This window comes from Streptomyces asoensis, assembly GCF_016860545.1.
In the GTDB taxonomy this organism is placed as follows: Bacteria; Actinomycetota; Actinomycetes; order Streptomycetales; family Streptomycetaceae; genus Streptomyces; species Streptomyces asoensis.
Genome location: NZ_BNEB01000005.1, coordinates 1,278,332 through 1,296,765 on the forward strand (window position 1 = coordinate 1,278,332; position 18,434 = coordinate 1,296,765).

Annotated in this window: 14 protein-coding genes and 2 pseudogenes; 11 read left to right on the forward strand and 5 right to left on the reverse strand. The window is 73.8% G+C overall.

The window, feature by feature from the left end:
* Window positions 1–125 precede the first annotated feature (125 nt).
* Window positions 126–1,139: a DUF3048 domain-containing protein gene (locus Saso_RS28685; protein ID WP_189928122.1), complete on the forward strand. Its 1,014-nt coding sequence runs from the start codon at window positions 126–128 to the stop codon at window positions 1,137–1,139.
* 14 nt (window positions 1,140–1,153) lie between these two features.
* On the opposite strand, the gene Saso_RS28690 is transcribed toward Saso_RS28685, so the two are convergent.
* The gene (locus Saso_RS28690; RefSeq protein WP_189928124.1) at window positions 1,154–1,618 is read right to left on the reverse strand and encodes a MarR family winged helix-turn-helix transcriptional regulator; all 465 of its coding nucleotides are present in this window, start codon (window positions 1,616–1,618) and stop codon (window positions 1,154–1,156) included.
* 218 nt (window positions 1,619–1,836) lie between these two features.
* Between Saso_RS28690 and Saso_RS28695 the strand changes: the two genes are divergently transcribed.
* From Saso_RS28695 to pcaDC, 7 genes are read left to right on the forward strand one after another with little or no spacing between them, the layout of a single operon-like run.
* Window positions 1,837–2,619, forward strand: a complete 783-nt coding sequence (locus tag Saso_RS28695) for a CoA transferase subunit A (protein WP_189928126.1) — start codon at window positions 1,837–1,839, stop codon at window positions 2,617–2,619.
* Window positions 2,619–3,266 carry a CoA transferase subunit B gene (locus tag Saso_RS28700; protein ID WP_189928128.1) on the forward strand — a complete coding sequence of 216 codons (648 nt, stop codon included), beginning with the start codon at window positions 2,619–2,621 and terminating at the stop codon, window positions 3,264–3,266. The genes Saso_RS28695 and Saso_RS28700 overlap by 1 nt, the downstream gene beginning before the upstream one ends.
* Window positions 3,263–4,483 carry a thiolase family protein gene (locus tag Saso_RS28705; RefSeq protein WP_189928130.1) on the forward strand — a complete coding sequence of 407 codons (1,221 nt, stop codon included), beginning with the start codon at window positions 3,263–3,265 and terminating at the stop codon, window positions 4,481–4,483. Before Saso_RS28700 ends, Saso_RS28705 begins: the two co-directional genes overlap by 4 nt.
* Window positions 4,484–4,500: 17 nt before the next feature.
* Window positions 4,501–5,274 (forward strand): protocatechuate 3,4-dioxygenase subunit beta, encoded by a 774-nt coding sequence (pcaH, locus tag Saso_RS28710; RefSeq protein ID WP_189928132.1) that lies wholly within the window; start codon window positions 4,501–4,503, stop codon window positions 5,272–5,274.
* A gap of 6 nt (window positions 5,275–5,280) precedes the next feature.
* Window positions 5,281–5,886: a protocatechuate 3,4-dioxygenase subunit alpha gene (gene pcaG, locus Saso_RS28715; RefSeq protein WP_189928134.1), complete on the forward strand. Its 606-nt coding sequence runs from the start codon at window positions 5,281–5,283 to the stop codon at window positions 5,884–5,886.
* Window positions 5,883–7,214: a 3-carboxy-cis,cis-muconate cycloisomerase gene (pcaB, locus tag Saso_RS28720; protein WP_189928136.1), complete on the forward strand. Its 1,332-nt coding sequence runs from the start codon at window positions 5,883–5,885 to the stop codon at window positions 7,212–7,214. The genes pcaG and pcaB overlap by 4 nt, the downstream gene beginning before the upstream one ends.
* A complete protein-coding gene (gene pcaDC / locus Saso_RS28725) occupies window positions 7,211–8,395 on the forward strand; it encodes a bifunctional 3-oxoadipate enol-lactonase/4-carboxymuconolactone decarboxylase PcaDC (protein ID WP_229901591.1) in 1,185 nt (394 codons plus the stop codon). The genes pcaB and pcaDC overlap by 4 nt, the downstream gene beginning before the upstream one ends.
* A 19-nt stretch (window positions 8,396–8,414) precedes the next feature.
* On the opposite strand, the pseudogene Saso_RS28730 reads toward pcaDC, so the two are convergent.
* Window positions 8,415–11,132, reverse strand: a pseudogene (locus tag Saso_RS28730) (ATP-binding protein).
* 287 nt (window positions 11,133–11,419) lie between these two features.
* On the opposite strand from Saso_RS28730, the pseudogene Saso_RS28735 reads away from it, so the two are divergent.
* Window positions 11,420–12,459, forward strand: a pseudogene (locus Saso_RS28735) (DUF2510 domain-containing protein).
* Between the two features lie 147 nt (window positions 12,460–12,606).
* On the opposite strand, the gene Saso_RS28740 reads toward Saso_RS28735, so the two are convergent.
* Window positions 12,607–13,221, reverse strand: coding sequence for a TetR/AcrR family transcriptional regulator (locus tag Saso_RS28740; protein WP_189928140.1), 615 nt, complete (start codon window positions 13,219–13,221; stop codon window positions 12,607–12,609).
* Between the two features lie 241 nt (window positions 13,222–13,462).
* Between Saso_RS28740 and Saso_RS28745 the strand changes: the two genes are divergently transcribed.
* Together Saso_RS28745 and Saso_RS28750 are read left to right on the forward strand one after the other, a co-directional pair.
* Window positions 13,463–14,260 (forward strand): phosphatase PAP2 family protein, encoded by a 798-nt coding sequence (locus tag Saso_RS28745; protein ID WP_189928142.1) that lies wholly within the window; start codon window positions 13,463–13,465, stop codon window positions 14,258–14,260.
* Window positions 14,257–15,204, forward strand: a complete 948-nt coding sequence (locus Saso_RS28750; protein WP_189928144.1) for a DMT family protein — start codon at window positions 14,257–14,259, stop codon at window positions 15,202–15,204. The genes Saso_RS28745 and Saso_RS28750 overlap by 4 nt, the downstream gene beginning before the upstream one ends.
* Window positions 15,205–15,348: 144 nt before the next feature.
* Here the strand turns inward: Saso_RS28750 and Saso_RS28755 are convergent, their stop codons facing one another.
* Window positions 15,349–16,167, reverse strand: coding sequence for a phospholipid scramblase-related protein (locus Saso_RS28755; RefSeq protein WP_189928146.1), 819 nt, complete (start codon window positions 16,165–16,167; stop codon window positions 15,349–15,351).
* A 91-nt stretch (window positions 16,168–16,258) separates the two neighbouring features.
* Window positions 16,259–18,313, reverse strand: a complete 2,055-nt coding sequence (locus Saso_RS28760) for a phosphocholine-specific phospholipase C (protein ID WP_189928148.1) — start codon at window positions 18,311–18,313, stop codon at window positions 16,259–16,261.
* Between the last annotated feature and the right edge of the window lie 121 nt (window positions 18,314–18,434).

Consider the following 18,434-nt stretch of genomic DNA (forward strand, 5'->3'; position numbering starts at 1 on the left):
CCGAACCGCCCGAGCGCCCGGCCTCCGGGCAGCCGAACCGCCGGTCCGCGGAGGCGCCGGGCCCCACGGATGGCCGTACTCGAACATCCGAGCGCACAATCGAGGGACGGAACGGGGGTGTCACGATGGGCACGAGTCGTCCGGGACGTCCGGCGCGCGCGGTGCGCGCCGGCCACTGCGCGGTGGTCACGGCGCTCCTGGCCGCCGCGCTCTCGATATCCCTCGCGGCGGGCTGCACGACGGGCTCGCGGGAGCCCTCGCCCGACGACGGCCGCACCACGTCGGTGAAACCCAGCCCGAGCGGTACCGGTCCGGCGTCCGTCGCCGGTTCCGTGCTCGCCGTGAAGATCGACAACGCCCCCGACGCCCGGCCGCAGACCGGCCTGGACACCGCGGACGTGGTGTACGCCGAGCAGGTCGAGGGCGGGCTGAGCCGGCTGATGGCCGTCTACGCGAGCACGCTCCCGAAGGCCGTCGGCCCGGTCCGCAGTGCCCGCGAGTCCGACCTGGAGCTGCTGCGCCAGTTCCACGAGCCGGTGCTGGCGTTCTCCGGCGCGCAGGGCAAGCTGCTGCCGCTGATCGACCGGGCGCCGCTGGACGCCGTCACCCCCGAGGACGCGTCCGGCGCCTACTACCGCGGCGGCGACCGCGCCGCACCGCACAACCTGTTCCTGCGTCCGGGCCGGCTGCTGCCCGGCGTTCCCGGTCCGGCCGCGCTGACCACCGGGTTCCGCTACGGGGCGGCGCCTGAGGGCGGTACGGCTCTGCCCTCGCTCACCGTGCGCTACCCGGCGGCCCGGTTCACCTTCACCTGGTCCGCGGACCGGGCGCGCTGGCTGGTCTCGACCGACGGCGCGCCGACGGTGACGGCCGACGGGCGGCGGGTCGCCCCGGCCACGGTGGTCGTGCAGTACGTGAAGGTGCGCGCGTCGGGCTTCCACGACTTCCTCGGCAACAACACGCCGTACACCGAGACGGTGGGTGCCGGGAAGGCGCGGGTGCTGCGCGACGGGCGGGCCTACGACGTGGACTGGAGACGCCCGGCGGCCGACGGCGGCACGGACTTCACGACCGCCGACGGCAGCCCGGTGAACTTCGCGCGGGGCCAGGTGTGGGTGGTGTTCGCGCAGCGTCCCTGACCGGCGGCCCGCGATCAGGAGGGGGCGGCCACGGGTTCGGCGGGGTTGCGCAGCCCCTCGGCGGCGTCCGCGACCCGCTGGATGAGTTCGAGGAAGACGGTCTGCTCCGCGGCCGAGAGGGGGGACAGCAGGACCTGGTTCATCCGGGCCGTGCGCACGGTCAGCCGGCGATGGGTGCGCAGCCCGTCGTCGGTGAGCCCGAGCAGGAAACGGCGCCCGTCCCGCGGGTCGCGGACCTTGTCCAGGAGCCCCCGGCGGACGAGCCGGCTGATCACCTCGGCGATGGTGGAGCGGTCCAGGCCCACCCGCTCCCCCGCCGTGCGCTGGTCGAGCCCCGGTTCGGCGACGAGCGCGTTGAGCACGGCGAACTGCGGCGAGGTGATCTCCTCGGAGACCATCGCGTTCCACAGCAGGTGATGCGCCTGCTGGAGCCGCCGGGCCAGGTGCCCGGGGTGGCTGGTGAGGTCCACCGCGGCCATGTGCGCTCCTCAGCTTCGTCGTCGATTTTTCGTCGGTGCACTGAACGATAGCGCGTGGGACCGGGCCCGGTCTCGCGCTGGAGTGACCTGGAGCAGACCCACTGCCTGGGGTCTTGACTGCCCCCTCGCACGGTGGCAGCGTGTGGGCAGCCTCGGGGAATTGATCAGTGCCCTGATTGATTGCGGCCGGGGGGCATGGAAGAGAGGGGGCTTCACGGATGGACAAGGTGGTCGCCACGGCCCTGGAGGCGGTGGCCGACGTGCCGGACGGTGCGTCCCTGGCAGTGGGCGGATTCGGTCTGAGCGGCGTGCCGAACGTCCTCGTCCAGGCCCTGTACGAGCGCGGCGTCACCGCGCTGTCGGTCGTCTCCAACAACTGCGGCGCCATGGAGTCGGGCCTCGCGGTGCTGCTCTCCGCCGGGCGGATCGCCCGGGTGACCGGTTCCTACATCGGCGCGAACAAGGAGTTCGCCCGCCAGTACCTCGCGGGTGAGCTCGAGGTCGAGATGATCCCGCAGGGCACCCTGGCCGAGCGGCTGCGGGCCGGCGGCGCCGGGATCCCCGCCTTCTACACCCCCGCGGGCGTCGGCACGCAGGTCGCCGACGGCGGACTGCCGTGGCGTTACGACGGCGAGGGCGGCGTGGCGCTGGCCTCGCCCCGCAAGGAGGTCCGCGAGTTCGACGGGGTGGAGTACGTGCTGGAGCATGCCATCCGTACCGACTTCGCGCTGGTCAGGGCGGCCAAGGGGGACCGCCACGGCAACCTGGTGTTCCACCGGTCCGCCCGCAACTTCAATCCGCTGTCCGCGATGGCCGGACGGATCACGGTCGCCGAGGTGGAGGAGCTGGTCGAGCCCGGCGCGATCGACCCGGACGCGGTGCACGTCCCCGGCATCTTCGTGCAGCGCGTGGTCGCGCTCACGCCGGAGCAGGCGGCGGACAAGATGATCGAGCGGCGGACGGTCTCCGCGCCCGCGGCGAAGGGAACGGTGAACCGCTGATGGCCTGGACACGCGAGGAGATGGCCGCGCGCGCCGCCCGCGAACTGCGCGACGGCCAGTACGTCAACCTCGGCATCGGACTGCCCACCCTGATCCCCAACCACCTGCCCGCGGGCGTGGAGGTGGTGCTCGAGAGCGAGAACGGCATCCTCGGCACCGGCCCCTACCCCACCGAGGACGCCGTGGACCCGGATCTGATCAACGCGGGCAAGGAGACCGTGACGGTCCTGCCGGGGGCGTCCTTCTTCGACTCCGCGCTCTCCTTCGGCATGATCAGGGGCGGGCACATCGACGTCGCCGTACTCGGCGCGATGCAGGTCTCCGAGCGCGGCGATCTGGCCAACTGGGCGGTCCCCGGCAAGCTGATCACGGGGATCGGCGGGGCGATGGACCTGGTGCACGGCGCCCGTACGGTCATCGTCGTCATGACCCACACCGCCAAGGACGGCTCACCGAAGATCCTCACCGAGTGCGCGCTGCCCCTGACGGGCAAGGCGTGCGTGGACCGGATCATCACCGACCTGGGCGTCCTCGACGTCACCCCCGGCGGTCTGGTCCTCGTGGAGACCGCGCCGGGCGTCGCCCCCGAGGAGGTCGCGGCGAGGACCGCCGCACCGCTGCGTGTCACCGAGGAGGCCCGGTCATGAGCAACGGTTCCAGGACCGTCTACGTCGTCGACGCCGTCCGCACGCCGATCGGCCGCTACGGCGGCGCGCTCGCCTCGGTGCGCCCGGACGACCTCGCCGCCCACGTCATCCGTGAACTCGTCGCCCGTACACCCGCGTTGGACCCCTCACGGATCGACGACGTCTACTTCGGCAACGCCAACGGGGCGGGTGAGGACAACCGCAACGTCGGCCGGATGGGCGCCCTGCTCGCCGGGCTGCCCACCTCCGTGCCCGGGGTCACCGTCAACCGGCTGTGCGCCTCCGGCCTGGAGGCGGTCGTCCAGGCGGCCCGCGCGATCGCGGCCGGTGACGCCTGCGTCGCCGTGGCCGGCGGCGTGGAGTCGATGACCCGCGCGCCCTACGTGCTGCCGAAGGCGGACCGCGCGTTCCCCGCCGGGCACACCGAGATGTACTCGACCACGCTGGGGTGGCGGATGGTCAATCCGCGGATGGACCCGCAGTGGACGATCCCGCTCGGCGAGTCGGCCGAGCTGATCGCCGACAAGCACCGGATCGGCCGCGAGCAGCAGGACGCGTTCGCCCTCTCCAGCCACCGCAAGGCAGCCGCGGCCCAGGAGGCGGGTCTGTTCGACGCCGAGCTCGCGCCCGTGTCCGTCCCGCGCCGCAAGGGCGAGCCGGTCGTGTTCGACGCCGACGAATGCGTACGGGCGGACGCCTCTCCCGAGGCGATGGCCGCATTGCGGCCGTCGTTCCGGACGGAGGCCGAGCAGGGGACCGTGACGGCGGGCAACGCCTCGCCGCTGAACGACGGCGCCGCGGCCCTGCTGCTGGTGGACGAGGACGGGCTGCGGGCCACCGGCCGCGAACCGCTCGCCCGGATCGGTGCCACCGGGGTGTCCGCCGTCGACCCGCAGTACTTCGGACTCGCCCCCGTCACGGCGGTCGAACGCGCCCTCGCCAAGGCGGGCCGGGACTTCGCCGACCTGTCGGTGCTCGAACTGAACGAGGCCTTCGCCGCCCAGGTCCTCGGCTGTGTCGCCGAATGGCCCGAGCTCGACCCGGCCGTCCTCAACCCGCAGGGCGGTGCGATCGCCCTCGGTCACCCCCTCGGCGCCTCCGGTGCCCGGCTCGCCGGCACGGTCGCCCATCAACTCGCCCGCCGGGGCGGCGGCGTGGGCGTCGCCACGCTCTGCATCGGCGTGGGCCAGGGCCTCGCACTCGTCCTCGAACGCTAGGAAATCCGGGAACCCCCATGACTCTCACACAGGCCGACATCGACCGGGAGATCGCTGCCGAGCACGCCGCGTACGAGAAGCGGCTGGCCGACGGCGCGCCCGTCGAGCACCAGCCGCGCCGCGACTACGCGCCGTACCGCTCCTCGGTGCTGCGGCACCCCGGGCAGCCCCCGGTCACCATCGACGTCACCCAGGACCCCGAACTGGTCGAACTGGCCTCCCCCGCCTTCGGCGAACGGGACATCACCGAGATCGACAACGACCTCACCCGGCAGCACGACGGCGAACCGGTCGGCGAGCGCATCACGGTCTCCGGCCGGCTGCTCGACCGCGACGGCCGCCCGGTGCGCGGTCAGCTCATCGAGATCTGGCAGGCCAACTCGGCGGGCCGCTACGCCCACCGGCGCGAGCAGCACGACGCGCCGCTGGACCCCAACTTCACCGGTGTCGGCCGCACCCTGACCGACGACGGCGGCCATTACCGCTTCACCACCGTCCAGCCCGGCCCTTACCCGTGGCGCCAGCACCTCAACGCCTGGCGGCCGGCCCACATCCACTTCTCGCTCTTCGGCACGGCGTTCACCCAGCGACTGGTGACGCAGATGTACTTCCCGGGCGACCCGCTGTTCCCCTACGACCCGATCATCCAGTCGGTGACGGACGACGCGGCCCGCTCCAGGCTCGTCGCCACCTACGACCACAGCCTGTCGGTGCCCGAGTTCTCCATGGGCTACCACTGGGACATCGTGCTCGACGGGCCGCAGGCCACCTGGATCGAAGAAGGACGCTGACCCGCCATGACGAAGATCGACACGAGCCGTCCGCAGAGCGTGCTGCCCACCCCCTCGCACACCGTCGGCCCGTTCTACGGCCACGCCCTGCCCTTCCCCGGCGGCGGTGACATCGCCCCGCTCGGCCACCCGGACACGATCACGCTCCAGGGGTACGTGTACGACGGCCAGGGCGACCCGCTGCCGGACGCGTTCCTGGAACTGTGGGGCCCGGACCCCGAGGGGAACCTCCCGCGGGTGGACGGCTCCATGCGGCGCGACCCGGCGAGCGGCGGATTCCTCGGCCGCAACGGTGTGGAGTTCACCGGCTGGGGCCGCGTCCAGACCGACGCGAACGGCCACTGGTCGGCGCGGACCCTGCGCCCGGGCCGGCGCGGGCGCGGCGCCCCCCACCTGAGCGTGTGCGTGTTCGCCCGCGGGCTGCTGGTGCACCTGTTCACCCGGATCTACCTGCCGGACGACGAGGCCGCGCTGACCGCCGACCCGCTGCTGGCCCGGGTGGACCCGGCGCGCCGGGACACCCTCGTCGCGGGCCGGGGCGACCTCGGCACCTACCGTTTCGACATCCGCCTTCAGGGCGAAGGCGAAACGGTATTCCTGGAGTTCCGGTGACAGCTGCCCCTGACGACGTCTCCCTGCTCGCCCCCGGCTGGACCGGCTCGGCGGTCGCGGCCGCGACCGGCGACCGCGCCTTCGTGCGGGCGCTGCTCGATGCGGAGGCCGCGCTGGCCCGCGCCCAGGAGACGCTGGGGCTCGCCCCGCGGGGAGCCGGAGCGGCGGTCACCGCGGCGGCCGACGGCGACGGCTTCGACGCCCGCTCCCTCGCCGAGCGGGCCCGGGCCGGCGGCAACCCGGTGATCCCGCTGGTGGCCGATCTGACGAAGGCCGTCGGCGCGGAGTACGGCCCCTACGTCCACCGCGGGGCGACCAGCCAGGACATCATGGACACGGCCGCGATGCTGGTCGCGGTGCGCGGCCTCGGCCTCCTGCTGGGCGACCTCGACCGGGTCCAGCGGGCGCTGGCCGCGCTGGCCGCCCGGCACCGCGACACGGCGATGCCCGGCCGGACGCTCACCCAGCACGCCGTACCGACGACCTTCGGTCTGAAGGCGGCCGGCTGGCGGTCGCTGGTGCTGGACGCGCGGGACCGGGTGACGGCGGTACGCGACGCGCTGCCCGCCCAGCTCGGCGGCGCCGCCGGGACACTGGCGGCCTTCGGCGCGTACGGCGCCGCCGACCCGACCGCGCTGCCCGCCGCGTACGCCCGTGAACTGGGCCTGCGCGCGCCCCTGTTGCCGTGGCACACCCTGCGGACCCCGATCGCCGACCTGGCTGCCTGCCTGGCCCACGTCACGGGCGCGCTCGGGAAGACCGCCACCGACGTGCTGACCCTCGCGCGCACGGAGATCGGTGAGCTGGCGGAGGACGGCGGCGGCGGTTCGTCGGCGATGCCGCACAAGGCCAACCCGGTGCGGGCCACGCTGATCGCGGCCGCCGCCCGGCGCGCCCCGCAGCTCGCGGCCACGCTGTACGGGTCGCTGGTGGCCGAGGACGAACGGCCGGCCGGGGCCTGGCACGCCGAGTGGGAGCCGCTCAGGGAGTTGCTGCGACTGGCCGGCGGGGCCGCCCGGGACGCGGTCGCCCTGACCGAGGGACTGCGGGTGGACACGGCCGCGATGCGCGCGCATCTCGACGACACCCACGGGCTGATCGTCTCCGAGCGGCTCTCCGCCGAGCTGTCGGCCGTGCTCGGCCGCGCCCGCGCCCGGGAACTGCTCACCCGACTGGCCCGCCGGGCCGGCGCCGAGGGCCGTCCGCTGGGCGAACTCCTGGCCGCCGAGCCCGAGCTGGCGGGCGTCGACCTGGACGACCTCACCGACCCCGCCCGTTACACCGGCTCCGCGGGGATCCTCACCGACCGTGCGCTGGAGCGACGTTGACCGAGAAACTGCTCAACCACCGTGCCGAGGGGCCGGCCGGTGCCCGTCCGCTGCTGCTCGGCCCCTCGCTCGGCACGTCGTACGCCTTGTGGGACAAGGTCGCCCCTGAGCTGTCCGTGACCCACCGGGTGGTCCGCTGGGACCTGCCGGGGCACGGGGGTTCGGCGGCGGATCTGATCGGCCCCGGCGCCACGGTGGCCGACCTCGCCGGCCTGGTGCTGGACCTGGCCGACTCGCTCGGCCTGGAGCGGTTCGCGTACGCGGGCGTGTCCCTGGGCGGCGCGGTGGGGCTGCATCTGGCGCTGCACCACCCGGGGCGGCTGTCGTCGCTCGCGGTGATCTGCTCCTCGGCCCACTTCAACGGGTCCGGTCCGTGGGAGGAGCGGGCCGCGCTGGTGCGCCGCGAGGGACTCGCCCGGCTCGCCGACCAGGCGGACACCCGCTGGTTCACGCCCGGCTTCTCCGTCCCGGGGCTCGTCGCCGACCACCGGGCCGCCGACCCGGCGGCCTACGCGGCCTGCTGCGACGCGCTGGGCGCGTTCGACGTGCGCGAGCGGCTGCCGGAGATCGCCGTGCGGACCCTGCTGATCGCCGGGCGCGAGGATCCGGCGACACCGCCGGCGCATCTGCGGGAGATCGCGGACGCGGTGCCGGGCGCCGCCCTCGTCGAGCTCCCGGGCGCCTCGCACCTCGCGCCCGCGCAGTGTCCCGAGGCCGTGCTGACGGCGCTGCGCACGCATCTCGACGGCCCGGCGAAGCGGGGCATGGAGGTACGGCGGCAGGTGCTGGGGGACGCGCACGTGGACCGGGCGCAGTCCCGGCAGAACGCCTTCACCGCGCGCTACCAGGACTTCATCTCGCGCTACGCCTGGGGCGAGATCTGGACCGACCCGACGCTCAGCCGCCGCGAACGCAGCATGATCACGTTGACCGCCCTGGTCGCGCACGGCCACTACGACGAGCTGGCCATGCATGTGCGGGCGGCCCGGCGCAACGGACTCACGCCCGAGGAGATCGGCGCCGTGCTGCTCCAGACGGCCGTCTACTGCGGGGTCCCGGCGGCCAACTCGGCGTTCGCGACGGCCCAGCGGGTCCTCGCGGAGGAAGAACCCGTCCTGGCGGAGGACGAGGCGCAGGACGGGGCGGACACCGGGGACACGCCCGGCCGGCCCGGCCGGTAGGAACCCGGCCGGGCCTCGGTCATCTCCGGGTCTGCTGGCCGGGCACGAGGCCCACCTGGGGTGCGCCCAGGCCCCGCAGTGCCTGCTGCGCCTTGTCCACCAGGCCGTCCGCTCCGCAGGAGCGCGCCAGTGACAGGCCGCGGCCCAGCTCGGACACCGAGCGGGAGAGGACGCCGTACTCGACGCGGGCGGCCGCGTGTTCGTACTGGCAGGGTGAGGACTCCAGGAAGGTGACGGCCTGCTGGGCCAGCCGGACCGCGCGCTGGCCGGTCTCCAGGGCGGCGGCGCAGCGCAGGGCCTCGCCGATCGCGGTGTCGGTGCCGAAGCGCTCGGCCTGCCGGCGCGCCTCGGAGACCAGCCGGTTCGCCCGCGCCGGATCCTCGGTGGCCAGGGCCCGGGCGAGATCGACGGCCCAGGGCACCATCACCGGGTTGAGGTGTCCGCGCGCGGCGGCCGCCTTCTCGGCGGCCTCCAGTTCGTTGATGCCGTCCTTGGTCCGGCCGACGGCCAGGAGGAGCCGGCCGCGCACCGAACGGGGATCGGGCAGGACGATCGTCGACGGGTACGGCGGGGCGAAGCCGTACTGTTCGGCCGTCTCCCAGGCCTCGGCGACATGCCCGCGGACCAGCAGCGTGTCGATCAGGTTGCAGGTCGCGGACCAGTACAGGGGCAGGCCGCGGCCGACGCGTTCGGCGACCCGCAGGGATTCCCTGAGGGACTCCTCCGCCTCCTTCAGACGGCCCCGCCGGCGCAGGCCGAGTCCGAGGTAGGCGTGGGCCAGGGCGAGGTGGCCGCCGCTCCAGCCCGCGGACACATAGGCGCGCAGTGCCTCGTTGAAGAGGGCGTCGGCGCGGTCGAGCCGGTCGGTGTACGCGTAGGAGCTGGCCAGCATCATCAGCAGCTCGATGCCCCACTCCTGGTCGGTCCAGCCGAGTCCGGGGGCGAGGCCGCCGTTGACCAGGGCGCGGTCGCAGAACTCGACGACCTCCTCGGCGTTCTCGCCGTGGGTCATGGCGTCGAAGCCGCGCAGGATGAGCAGGGCCCGCTCGGCGTTGTCCCGGCCGGCGCAGGTCGCGGCGAGCGCGGCCAGCTTCTCGGAGCGGCGCGGCGAGATGGTCTCTCCGGCGTGCACACCCTCCCACATGTACTGCACGGCCTAGAGCCGCAGCCGGGCGGGGCCCGGGGCGTGCCGGGCGGCCTCCGCCTCGACCGTGCGGACGGCCTCCTCCAGCTGGTCGTTGTGCAGGAGGGCCTGCGACAGGCGGTAGACGGCGTCGACGCGCTCGGCGCCGTCGAGGCCCGGCATGCCGAGGGCGGTGCGCAGGTGGTCGATGGTCCTGGCGGGCGCGGTGAGCAGGGTGGCGCAGCCCAGTTCGTAGAGGACGTGCGCGTGGACGTCGGGGGCGGGCGGTTCGCGCAGGGCGCGTTCCAGGCAGCGGCGGGCCGCGTCGGGGGCGCCGACGGCGAGGTGTTCGCGGGCGGCTTCGCGCAGCTGCTCGACGAGTTCCTCGTCGCCCTCCGCGTGGACCTGGAGCAGGTGCCGGGAGGCGGCCGCGAGACCCTTGCCCGCGTCGGTGACGACCTGGGCGGCGATGCCGTGCATCGCGGTGCGCAGTCCGCCGGGGATGGAGTCGTAGACGGCGGAGGCGATCAGCGGATGGACGAACTCCAGGTCGCCGTCGCCCACCGGGACGGCGCCGGGCAAAGGCTCGGTGAGGATACGGGCGTTGCGCAGCAGCTCGGCGCAGCGCACCGCCTCGTCCTGGCCGAGTCCGGCGAGCCGGGCCGCCTGGGTGACCGAGATGTCGGCGCCGAGGATCGCCGCGGCCATGGCGAACTTGGTGGCGTCGACGCCCAGTTGTTCCAGACGGTCGACGAGGCCGCCGCCGCGGGCCGCGCGGTTCAGGGCGCGCAGTTCGCCGGCCGAGGACTCGCTGGCCTCCAGTTCGCTGTCGCGGACCTTGGCGAGGAGTTCGACGGTCTCGTAGGGGTTGCCGTCGGTGACGGCCCACACCTCGCGGCAGAACGCCGCGTCGGCGTGCGTGCCGAGCGTGGCCCGGGTGAGGCCGGCCACGGCGGCCGGGGTCAGGGCGCTGAGGCTGGTGACGGCGCGGCCCGCGGCCTGGCCGACGGCGTCGAGGTGCCGGGCGGCGTCGCCCGTGATCTCGCCGGGGCGGCGGGCCACGACGACGAGGACGCAGAGTTCGCCGAGGCGCTCGACGAAGGCCTCGAGCCAGCGCAGGGTCTCCTGGTCGGCCCAGTGCGCGTCGTCGATCAGCAGCACCAGCGGGTAGTCCCGCCGGGCCAGCCGTGTCACGGCGGCGACCAGGCCGTCGCAGACGCCCTGCGGGTCTGCGTGGCCCTCGCCGGGTTCGGCGATGCCGAGGGCGGGGCCCGCGATCTCGTACCAGTCGCCGAGGTATTCGCGGGCCTCCTCCGGGTGCAGGGACAGCAGCGCGGGCTGGAGCAGTTGGCGCACCACGTTGAAGGGGACGGACCTCAGTGTCTCGCCGCCGCGGGCCGACCACACCGTGCAGCCGCGGCTCTCGGCGATGCGACGTGTCTCGGCCAACAGCGCGGTCTTGCCGAAGCCCGCCTCGCCCCGGAGCACCAGCAGGTGGCCCGAGGAGGACCGGTCGGCGCAGAGCGTCTCCACCGCCTGCGCGATGGCGGCGACCTCCTGCTCGCGCTCCCACAGGGAAGCCGAGGCGGCCGTCGCCGGCCTGCCCTCCGTCATCCCGCTACCTCCCCAAGTCGCCCGAACGACGTACCGACGTCGAGCGTAGCCCTCCGGGGGCCCGCGCGCAGGGCGGTCCGGGCAGGTCCCGCCTCGACGGGTGACACGGGACGGTCCGGGAGGCCCCGGCGGGCCTGCGCAGGTGCTCCCCCGACGTCAACGGCGAGCGACGGGACCCGAATTGACGTCGACTTCACGCCAGTCCCGGGGACCGGCGCCCGCAACGGATTCCGGCGAAGTGCCCTCCCTCTCATCCGGCTTTCACCGACGCCTCATACGGTGGTGTCATGACGCAGGTGACTCCTCCCGGCTGGTATCCCGATCCGGGGCAGACAAGTGACGGTCCCGCCACCGAACGCTGGTGGGACGGCAAGGCATGGACGGACCAGACCCGTGCCGCGGGTCCGGCCGCCGCATGGGGTCCGCCGGCGCAGACGCCGGCGGACGGCCCCCACGGGGCGTACGGGCCGTATCCGCAGCATCCGGGGTATCCGCAGTACCCCGCGGCGCCGGCGGGCACGGGCGGGCGGCGCGGGCTGCGGACGGGCATAGCCGTCGCGGCGGCCGTCGCGGTCCTCGTCAGCATCGGGGTCGGCGTGTACGCGCTGGCCGGTGACGACGGCTCCGGGAGCGGCGGCACGGCCCAGGGCCGGGCGGGCAGGGCGGTCCCGGTGGCACGGGCGGCCAGGGCGGCCCCTTCGGCGACTCCGGCGGGTCCGATGGGCAGGGCGGTTCCGGCGGCTCCGGCGGTTCGGACGGGGCCTCTCCCGGGCCCGGGGAGTCCGAGGCGCCGAAGATCAAGAGCGGTTCGGTGACCGACGCGCTGAACGGGATCAGCATCCCGATCCCGGCCGGGTGGACCGGCCAGGAGCTGAGCGTCGGCGCGCAGATCACCTCCGACGCCTCCTACAAGTGCCCGGGCGACACCTCCAAGACCTGCACGAAGGGGGGCGTGTACTCGGCGCCCGTGGAGGTGCTGAAGACCAAGGGCGCCACCGCCGAGGAGGTGGCCAAGGCCGACATCTCCGCCAACGCCGAGGAGTCCTACGGCGGCACCACCTACGGCGCGATCACCTCGCACCAGGTGCTCGCCTCCAAGGCGGTGACGGTGGCCGGGCAGAAGGGCTACCTGGTGCGCTGGAAGGCGGTCACCAGCAAGGGCGCGGACGGCTATGTCGAATCGCTCGCCTTCCCGGCGCCGGCGGACGGCAAGCGGCTGGTGGTGCTGCGGTTCGGGCTCGACGCCGACCAGAGCCTGTCGGTCATCGACACCGTCACCAAGGGCATCAAGGTGTCGACGGGCGGCGGCAGCGGACAGGACGTCTGACGCGTTCGGCCGGGTGGGGCGCCCCTCCGCTCAAGGGGTGCCCCACCCGGCCGGGTGGCGCGCGCCGCCCCCGTCCCCACGGTGCGGCGCGTGACAGGTCACCGTCCAGTCATCCCGTGGACGGCGGCCTGGGTCAGGTGCGGTTCTCTAGGTGAGGCCGAGCGCCGGCAGCACGGCGGCCTCCACGAAGCGGACCAGGTACTCCTGGTCGGCGTACTCCCCGTCGACGACGGGACGCGCGCGGATCACGCCGAACATCTGCGCCGGGACGTACTCCAGCGCCGGGTGGTCGGCGGCGATCTCACCGCGCTCCACCCCGCGCCGCAGGATGTCCCGCAGCGCCTCGATCTCGGGGTGGACGATCGCCTCGCGCAGCGCGAGCGCGAGGTCCTCGTGGCCGTTGACGGCGTGGCCGAGGGCCTGGAGCAGCTTGGTGTCGTTGGTGGACCAGCGACCCGTGGCGCGGGCGGCCTCGCGCAGGTCCCCGGCGAGCGAGCCGGTGTCGATGCCGGTGAGCCTGGCCTGGCGGCGCGAGCGCAGGGCGGCCACCACGAACTGGGGCTTGGTCTTCCACTGCCGGTAGAGCGTGGACTTGCTGCACCGGGTGCTGGCGGCGATGCCCTCCATGGTGACGGCTTCGTACCCGCATTCGCGGACCTGGTCGAGAACGGCGTCGAAGAACTCCTGTTCCCGCTCGGGCGTGAGCTTGGAACGGTTCGTGGCGGCGACCGACTCGGGTCCGTCCGCTGCCTGCGACGTCATGGCCGCCCTCCTCCTTCTCCACCGTTTCTCCGGTGCGCTCCACCGATTCTCCGGTGTCTCTCGAGGCCCCGGCAGGAGCCTAGGTCCAGTGTGGCGCACATCAATCGATACGTCAGTGTACCGGTACGCGGGCGTACCGGTACACTGACGTATCGATACGACACCGTATCGATGGTGCATGCACGAGTAATGAGCACGGCAGCACCACCTCACGCACCACCGTCAGTGAAGGGGCCGGGGGATGAATGCCCGCACCGAGCCTGCACAAGGGGAGCCGGTCACGCCGGCGCGGCCGCCCGTAGTCCGCGAGCTCCTGCTCGTCGCGGGACTGTTCGTCGTCTACAAACTGGGCCGGCAGCTGGCCGCCGGGCACACCGGCGAGGCCTTCCGCAACGCGCACGACGTGTGGCACCTCGAACGCCTGCTGCGGCTGCCGGAGGAGGGCTCCGTGCAGTCCCTGCTGCTCCACGGCGACACCCTCGTCCGGATCGCGAACACCTACTACGCGACCGTGCACTTCCCGGCGACCCTGGCCTTCCTGATCTGGCTCTACCTGCGCCGCCCGGCCCACTACGTGTGGGCCCGCCGGGTGCTGGCCGCGGTCACCGCCGCCGCCCTCGTGCTGCACCTCGCCCTCCCCCTCGCCCCGCCGCGGATGCTGGCGGCGACCGGGCTGACCGACACCGCGCGCGTGTTCGGGCCCTCGGTGTACGGCCCGCCCCGCACCGACCATCTGTCGAACCAGTTCGCCGCGATGCCCTCCCTGCACTTCGGCTGGGCACTGATGGTCGCGATCGGCCTGATCGTCGCCACCCGGTCGCGGTGGCGTGGACTGTGGCTGCTGCATCCGGCGCTCACCCTGCTCGTCATCGTGGGCACCGCCAACCACTACTGGCTCGACGCGATCGCCGCGGCCGTGCTGCTCGGCCTCGCCCTCGCCCTGATCCGCCCGCCCCGGCCCGCCGTCACCTCGGCGGTACCGGGCGCGCGCACCGTCGTCCCGGCCGAGGAGCCGGTCCTCGTGGGAGCGGCCCGATGAACGCCACCCTGACCGCCGTCGTCGTGTCCCTCTTCTCCGCCGCCGCCTACGCGGCCGCCGCCGTCGCCCAGGAGCGGCTGGCCGCCCGGCACCCCGGCACGGGGCTGCTGCGGCTGCTCGGCAACGGCGCCTGGTGGTGCTCGGTCGGCCTCAACGCGGCGGCCGCGGTGCTGCACGTGGTCGCCCTGCGGTACGGGCCGCTCACCGTGGTGCAGCCGCTCGGCGCGCTCACCCTGGTCGCGGCCGTACCGATGGGCGCGCGCGTCGCGGGGCGCCGGGTGCGCGCCGCCGAGTGGCGGGGCACCGCCCTCACCCTGGCCGGGCTCGCCGCGATCCTGGTCACGGCCTCGGGCCCGGCCCCCGAGGACGTCCTGAGCATGCCGGAGGCGGTGGCCGTGGCCGGCGCCACGGCGGCGCTCATCGGACTGCTCGCCCGCCGCGGCGCGAGGCCGGGCCTGCGGCACGCGACCGCCTCCGGGTTCGCGTCCGGCGTCGCCTCGGCCCTCACCCAGACCGTCACGGTGGCCGCGACGGACCGCTCGGGCCCGCTGCTGAGCGTGCAGGTGATCGGGGTGGCGCTGCTGGTCGCGGCCTTCGCGACGGCCGGGCTGCTGCTCTCGCAGACCGCCTACCGCGACGGGCTCGGCGCGCCGCTGGCGATGGTCACCCTGGCGAACCCGGTGGCCGCCGCGGTGATCGGCCTCGCGCTCCTCGGCGAACGCCTCCAGGGCGGGGCGGCGGGTGTGCTGCTCGCCCTCGCGGGGGCGGGGATAGCGGGCCGGGGTGTGGTGCTGCTCTCCCGGGCCGCGCCGGAACCGGCCGCCGTCGAGGACGAGGACCACCCCGTGGCCGCGGTGCTGGCCCTCAGGCCGGAGACCGCGTCACCCGAACCGGCACTCCTGCCCCGCCCGGCCCCCGGCCCGGAACATCTCACGCCGCTCTGACCCGAGAGGTCCGGGACCCGACGCGCTCCCGCGCTTCCGCAGGAAAAGACGTGACCCCGCCGACGGCGGGGTCACGTCCGGGCGGACGGCACGGCCGCGTGGGCGGCGGGCGCGTCGGCCGGGTCTCGCGGGTGGGAGTGGGCGTCAGCCCAGGCCGCGGGCGTCCTGCTTCAGTGCGGTGTCCACCGTCAGCGCCGTGGCGACCACCAGGCTCAGCAGCGGCTCGGGCAACTGGTAGTGGATCTGGAGGACGTAGTTGTCCGCGGTGGTGAACATCGTCTTGGCGAGGCCCTCCCACGTCTTGGTGATGCGGGCGACCTCGTTGCCGTCGTGGTCGACGATCGCGAAGTTCCACGCCCGCCAGTTCTCGGCCTTGATCGCGCCGATCTGCCGGCCGTCCGCGTTGATCGCGAAGTTGATCTTCCCGAAGACGTTCTGCTGGACGATCTCACCGACCGTGGCGCCGTCCGGCCGGGTCACGACCACCCGCGACTTGAAGATCTTCGCCGGGCGGGTCAGCAGGAGCACGGGCTGTCCGTGGACGTCCCGGATCTCCAGCCGGTGCGTCAGGTACTGGTCGATGCTGGCGACGAAGCGAATGACCTTGCGCAGCGCGCTCTGGCCGACCTGGACGACCGAGCCGAGCTGGTTGCCCTGCTGGTCCATGACCTTGTACTCGTTGGTCAGCTCGATCAGCTTGGCCTTCTGGTTCACCACCAGCACCGGCTCGCTGAACAGCGTGCCGCCGCCGGGGCCGCTCGCCGCGACCCCGGCCTGCTGCTGCACCTGACGCCGGACCCGGTCGTCCGGGCCCGCCTGCGGGGGCACCGTCGGCGCGGCCTGGCCGGCGCCCTCCGCGTGGGTGTGCTCGGTCCACCGGGTGCCGTCCCAGTACCGCAGGGTCCGGTCGGCCCCGTGCGGGTCCGGGTACCAACCTGAAGGTGTGTTCGATTGCGTGGTCACCGGGGCACACTACCCCGAGCCCGCCCGGACCTGACCAGCCCCCACGATGCGGTGTGCACCGCCCATTTGCCGCGCCTTCGGCCCGCGCGGGTCACTCCGTGGCGATCGCCGGGTCGCTGACGCCGGGCCTGCCGTTCTCGACGTGTCCCGCGAGCCGCCTGAGGAACGCCGGGTCCGAGCCGGACGTGACGGTGAGGTCGTACCACCGGTGGCTCGCCCGCAGGTCCAGGGTGCGCCGGACGACGGCGCCGGGCCGCAGCCTGACGGTCGTGGGCCTGCCGCCGTAGCCGTCGGACACCCGGAGCTCGACCGTGCCGTGACCCCGGTGGGTGAAGGTCAGTTCGAGGTCGTCCCCGGCGTGCCGGGCGGTCACCTCGGCCCCGGCCGCCCTGCCCGCTCCCTTGAAGCCGCGCAGGAAGCCGTTCGGGCCGTGGACGGTCAGGTCGTAGGAGCCGCCGGAACGGGCCGGGTCCCAGGTGTCGGAGACGGTGCGGCCGGCCTGCGTGGTGTAACTCCACGGCCCGTCGGCGCGGTTGCCGGAGGTGACCAGGAAGGCGGCGCCCGCCCGGGGCCCGGAGGCGAAGGTCAGGCTCAGGGTGCCGGCGGTCGGGTCCACCGCGGCGTCCACGGACGGCGCGTAACGGAGCGGACGGGTGGGCCGCGTGCCGCGCTCCTGCTTGGGCAGGACGGGGTGGGCCGGCGGGACGGGCACGTAGTCCGGGTGACGTACCCGGTCCGGGGGCTCGTAGCCGTCGGTGGCGGGCAGGGAGACGGGCCGGGTGTCCCGGCGGGAGAAGTCGAACGCGGAGGTCAGATCGCCGCACACCGCCCGCCGCCACGGCGAGATGTTCGGCTCGTGGACGCCGAAGCGGCGCTCCATGAAGCGGATGACCGAGGTGTGGTCGAGGGTCTCGGAGCAGACGTAACCGCCCTTGCTCCAGGGCGAGACGACGAGCATCGGGACGCGCTGGCCGAGTCCGTAGGGCCCCGCGGTGTGGCCGCTGTCGCCCGGGAAGACGTCGCGGGTGACGTCGACCGTGGAGCGGCCCTGGGCCGCCGAGGCGGGCGGGAACGGCGGCAGCAGGTGGTCGAAGAAGCCGTCGTTCTCGTCGTAGGTGACGAACAGCGCCGTCTTCGCCCACACCTTCGGGTCGGCGGTGAGCGCGTCGAGCACCTGGGCGATGTACCAGGCGCCGTAGTTCGCGGGCCAGTTGGGGTGCTCGGTGAAGGCCTCGGGGGCGACGACCCAGGAGATCTGCGGCAGCCGGCCGCCCTTGACGTCCGCCTTCAGCCGGTCGAAGTAGCCCTCGCCGGTCCGCGCGTCGGTGCCGGTGCGCGCCTTGTCGTACAGCGGGTCGCCCGGCACGGCGTTCTGGTACTGCTTGAAGTAGAGCAGCGAGTTGTCGCCGTAGTTGCCGCGGTAGGCGTCCTGGATCCAGCCCCAGCTTCCGGCCGCGTCCAGGCCGTCGCCGACGTCCTGGTAGATCTTCCAGGAGACCCCGGCCTTCTCCAGGCGTTCGGGGTACGTCGTCCAGCTGTAGCCGGCCTCGTCGTTGCCGAGGACCGGGCCGCCGCCCGTGCCGTCGTTGCCGGTGTGACCGCTCCACAGGTAGTAGCGGTTGGGGTCGGTGGAGCCGATGAAGGAGCAGTGGTAGGCGTCGCAGACGGTGAAGCTGTCGGCGAGCGCGTAGTGGAAGGGGATGTCCTCCCGGGTCAGGTACGCCATCGTCGTGGCGCTCTTGGCGGGCACCCACTTGTCGTACCGGCCGCCGGCGAAGGCGGCGTGGCCGTCGTTCCAGCCGTGCGGGAGGTCCTGGATGAAGGCGAGTCCCAGGTCGTCCGCGTCGGGGTGGAAGGGCAGGACGTCCTTGCCGGTGGCGTCCGGCTGGTGCCAGACCGACTTGCCGTTCGCGAGGGTGACCGGGCGCGGGTCGCCGAAGCCCCTGACCCCCCTCAACTTGCCGAAGTAGTGGTCGAAGGAGCGGTTCTCCTGCATGAGGACGACGATGTGCTCGACATCCTCGATCGACCCGGTGCGGTGGTTCGCGGGCAGCGCCGCGGCGCGTTCGATGCTGTTGGAGAGCGCGGTGAACGCCGTCGTGGCGCCCGCGAGTTGGAGGAAACGGCGCCGGTTGACTTCGGGCATGGGTGAGGCACCTCTCGTACGGAAGGGCTGCGCCTGCCGGTTCATGGCGCAATGCGCGCGCAAGGAGTGTTCCAAGGGCACCGAACGTCAGGGAAGGGCCGGGTGACGGGGGTGTGAAAGT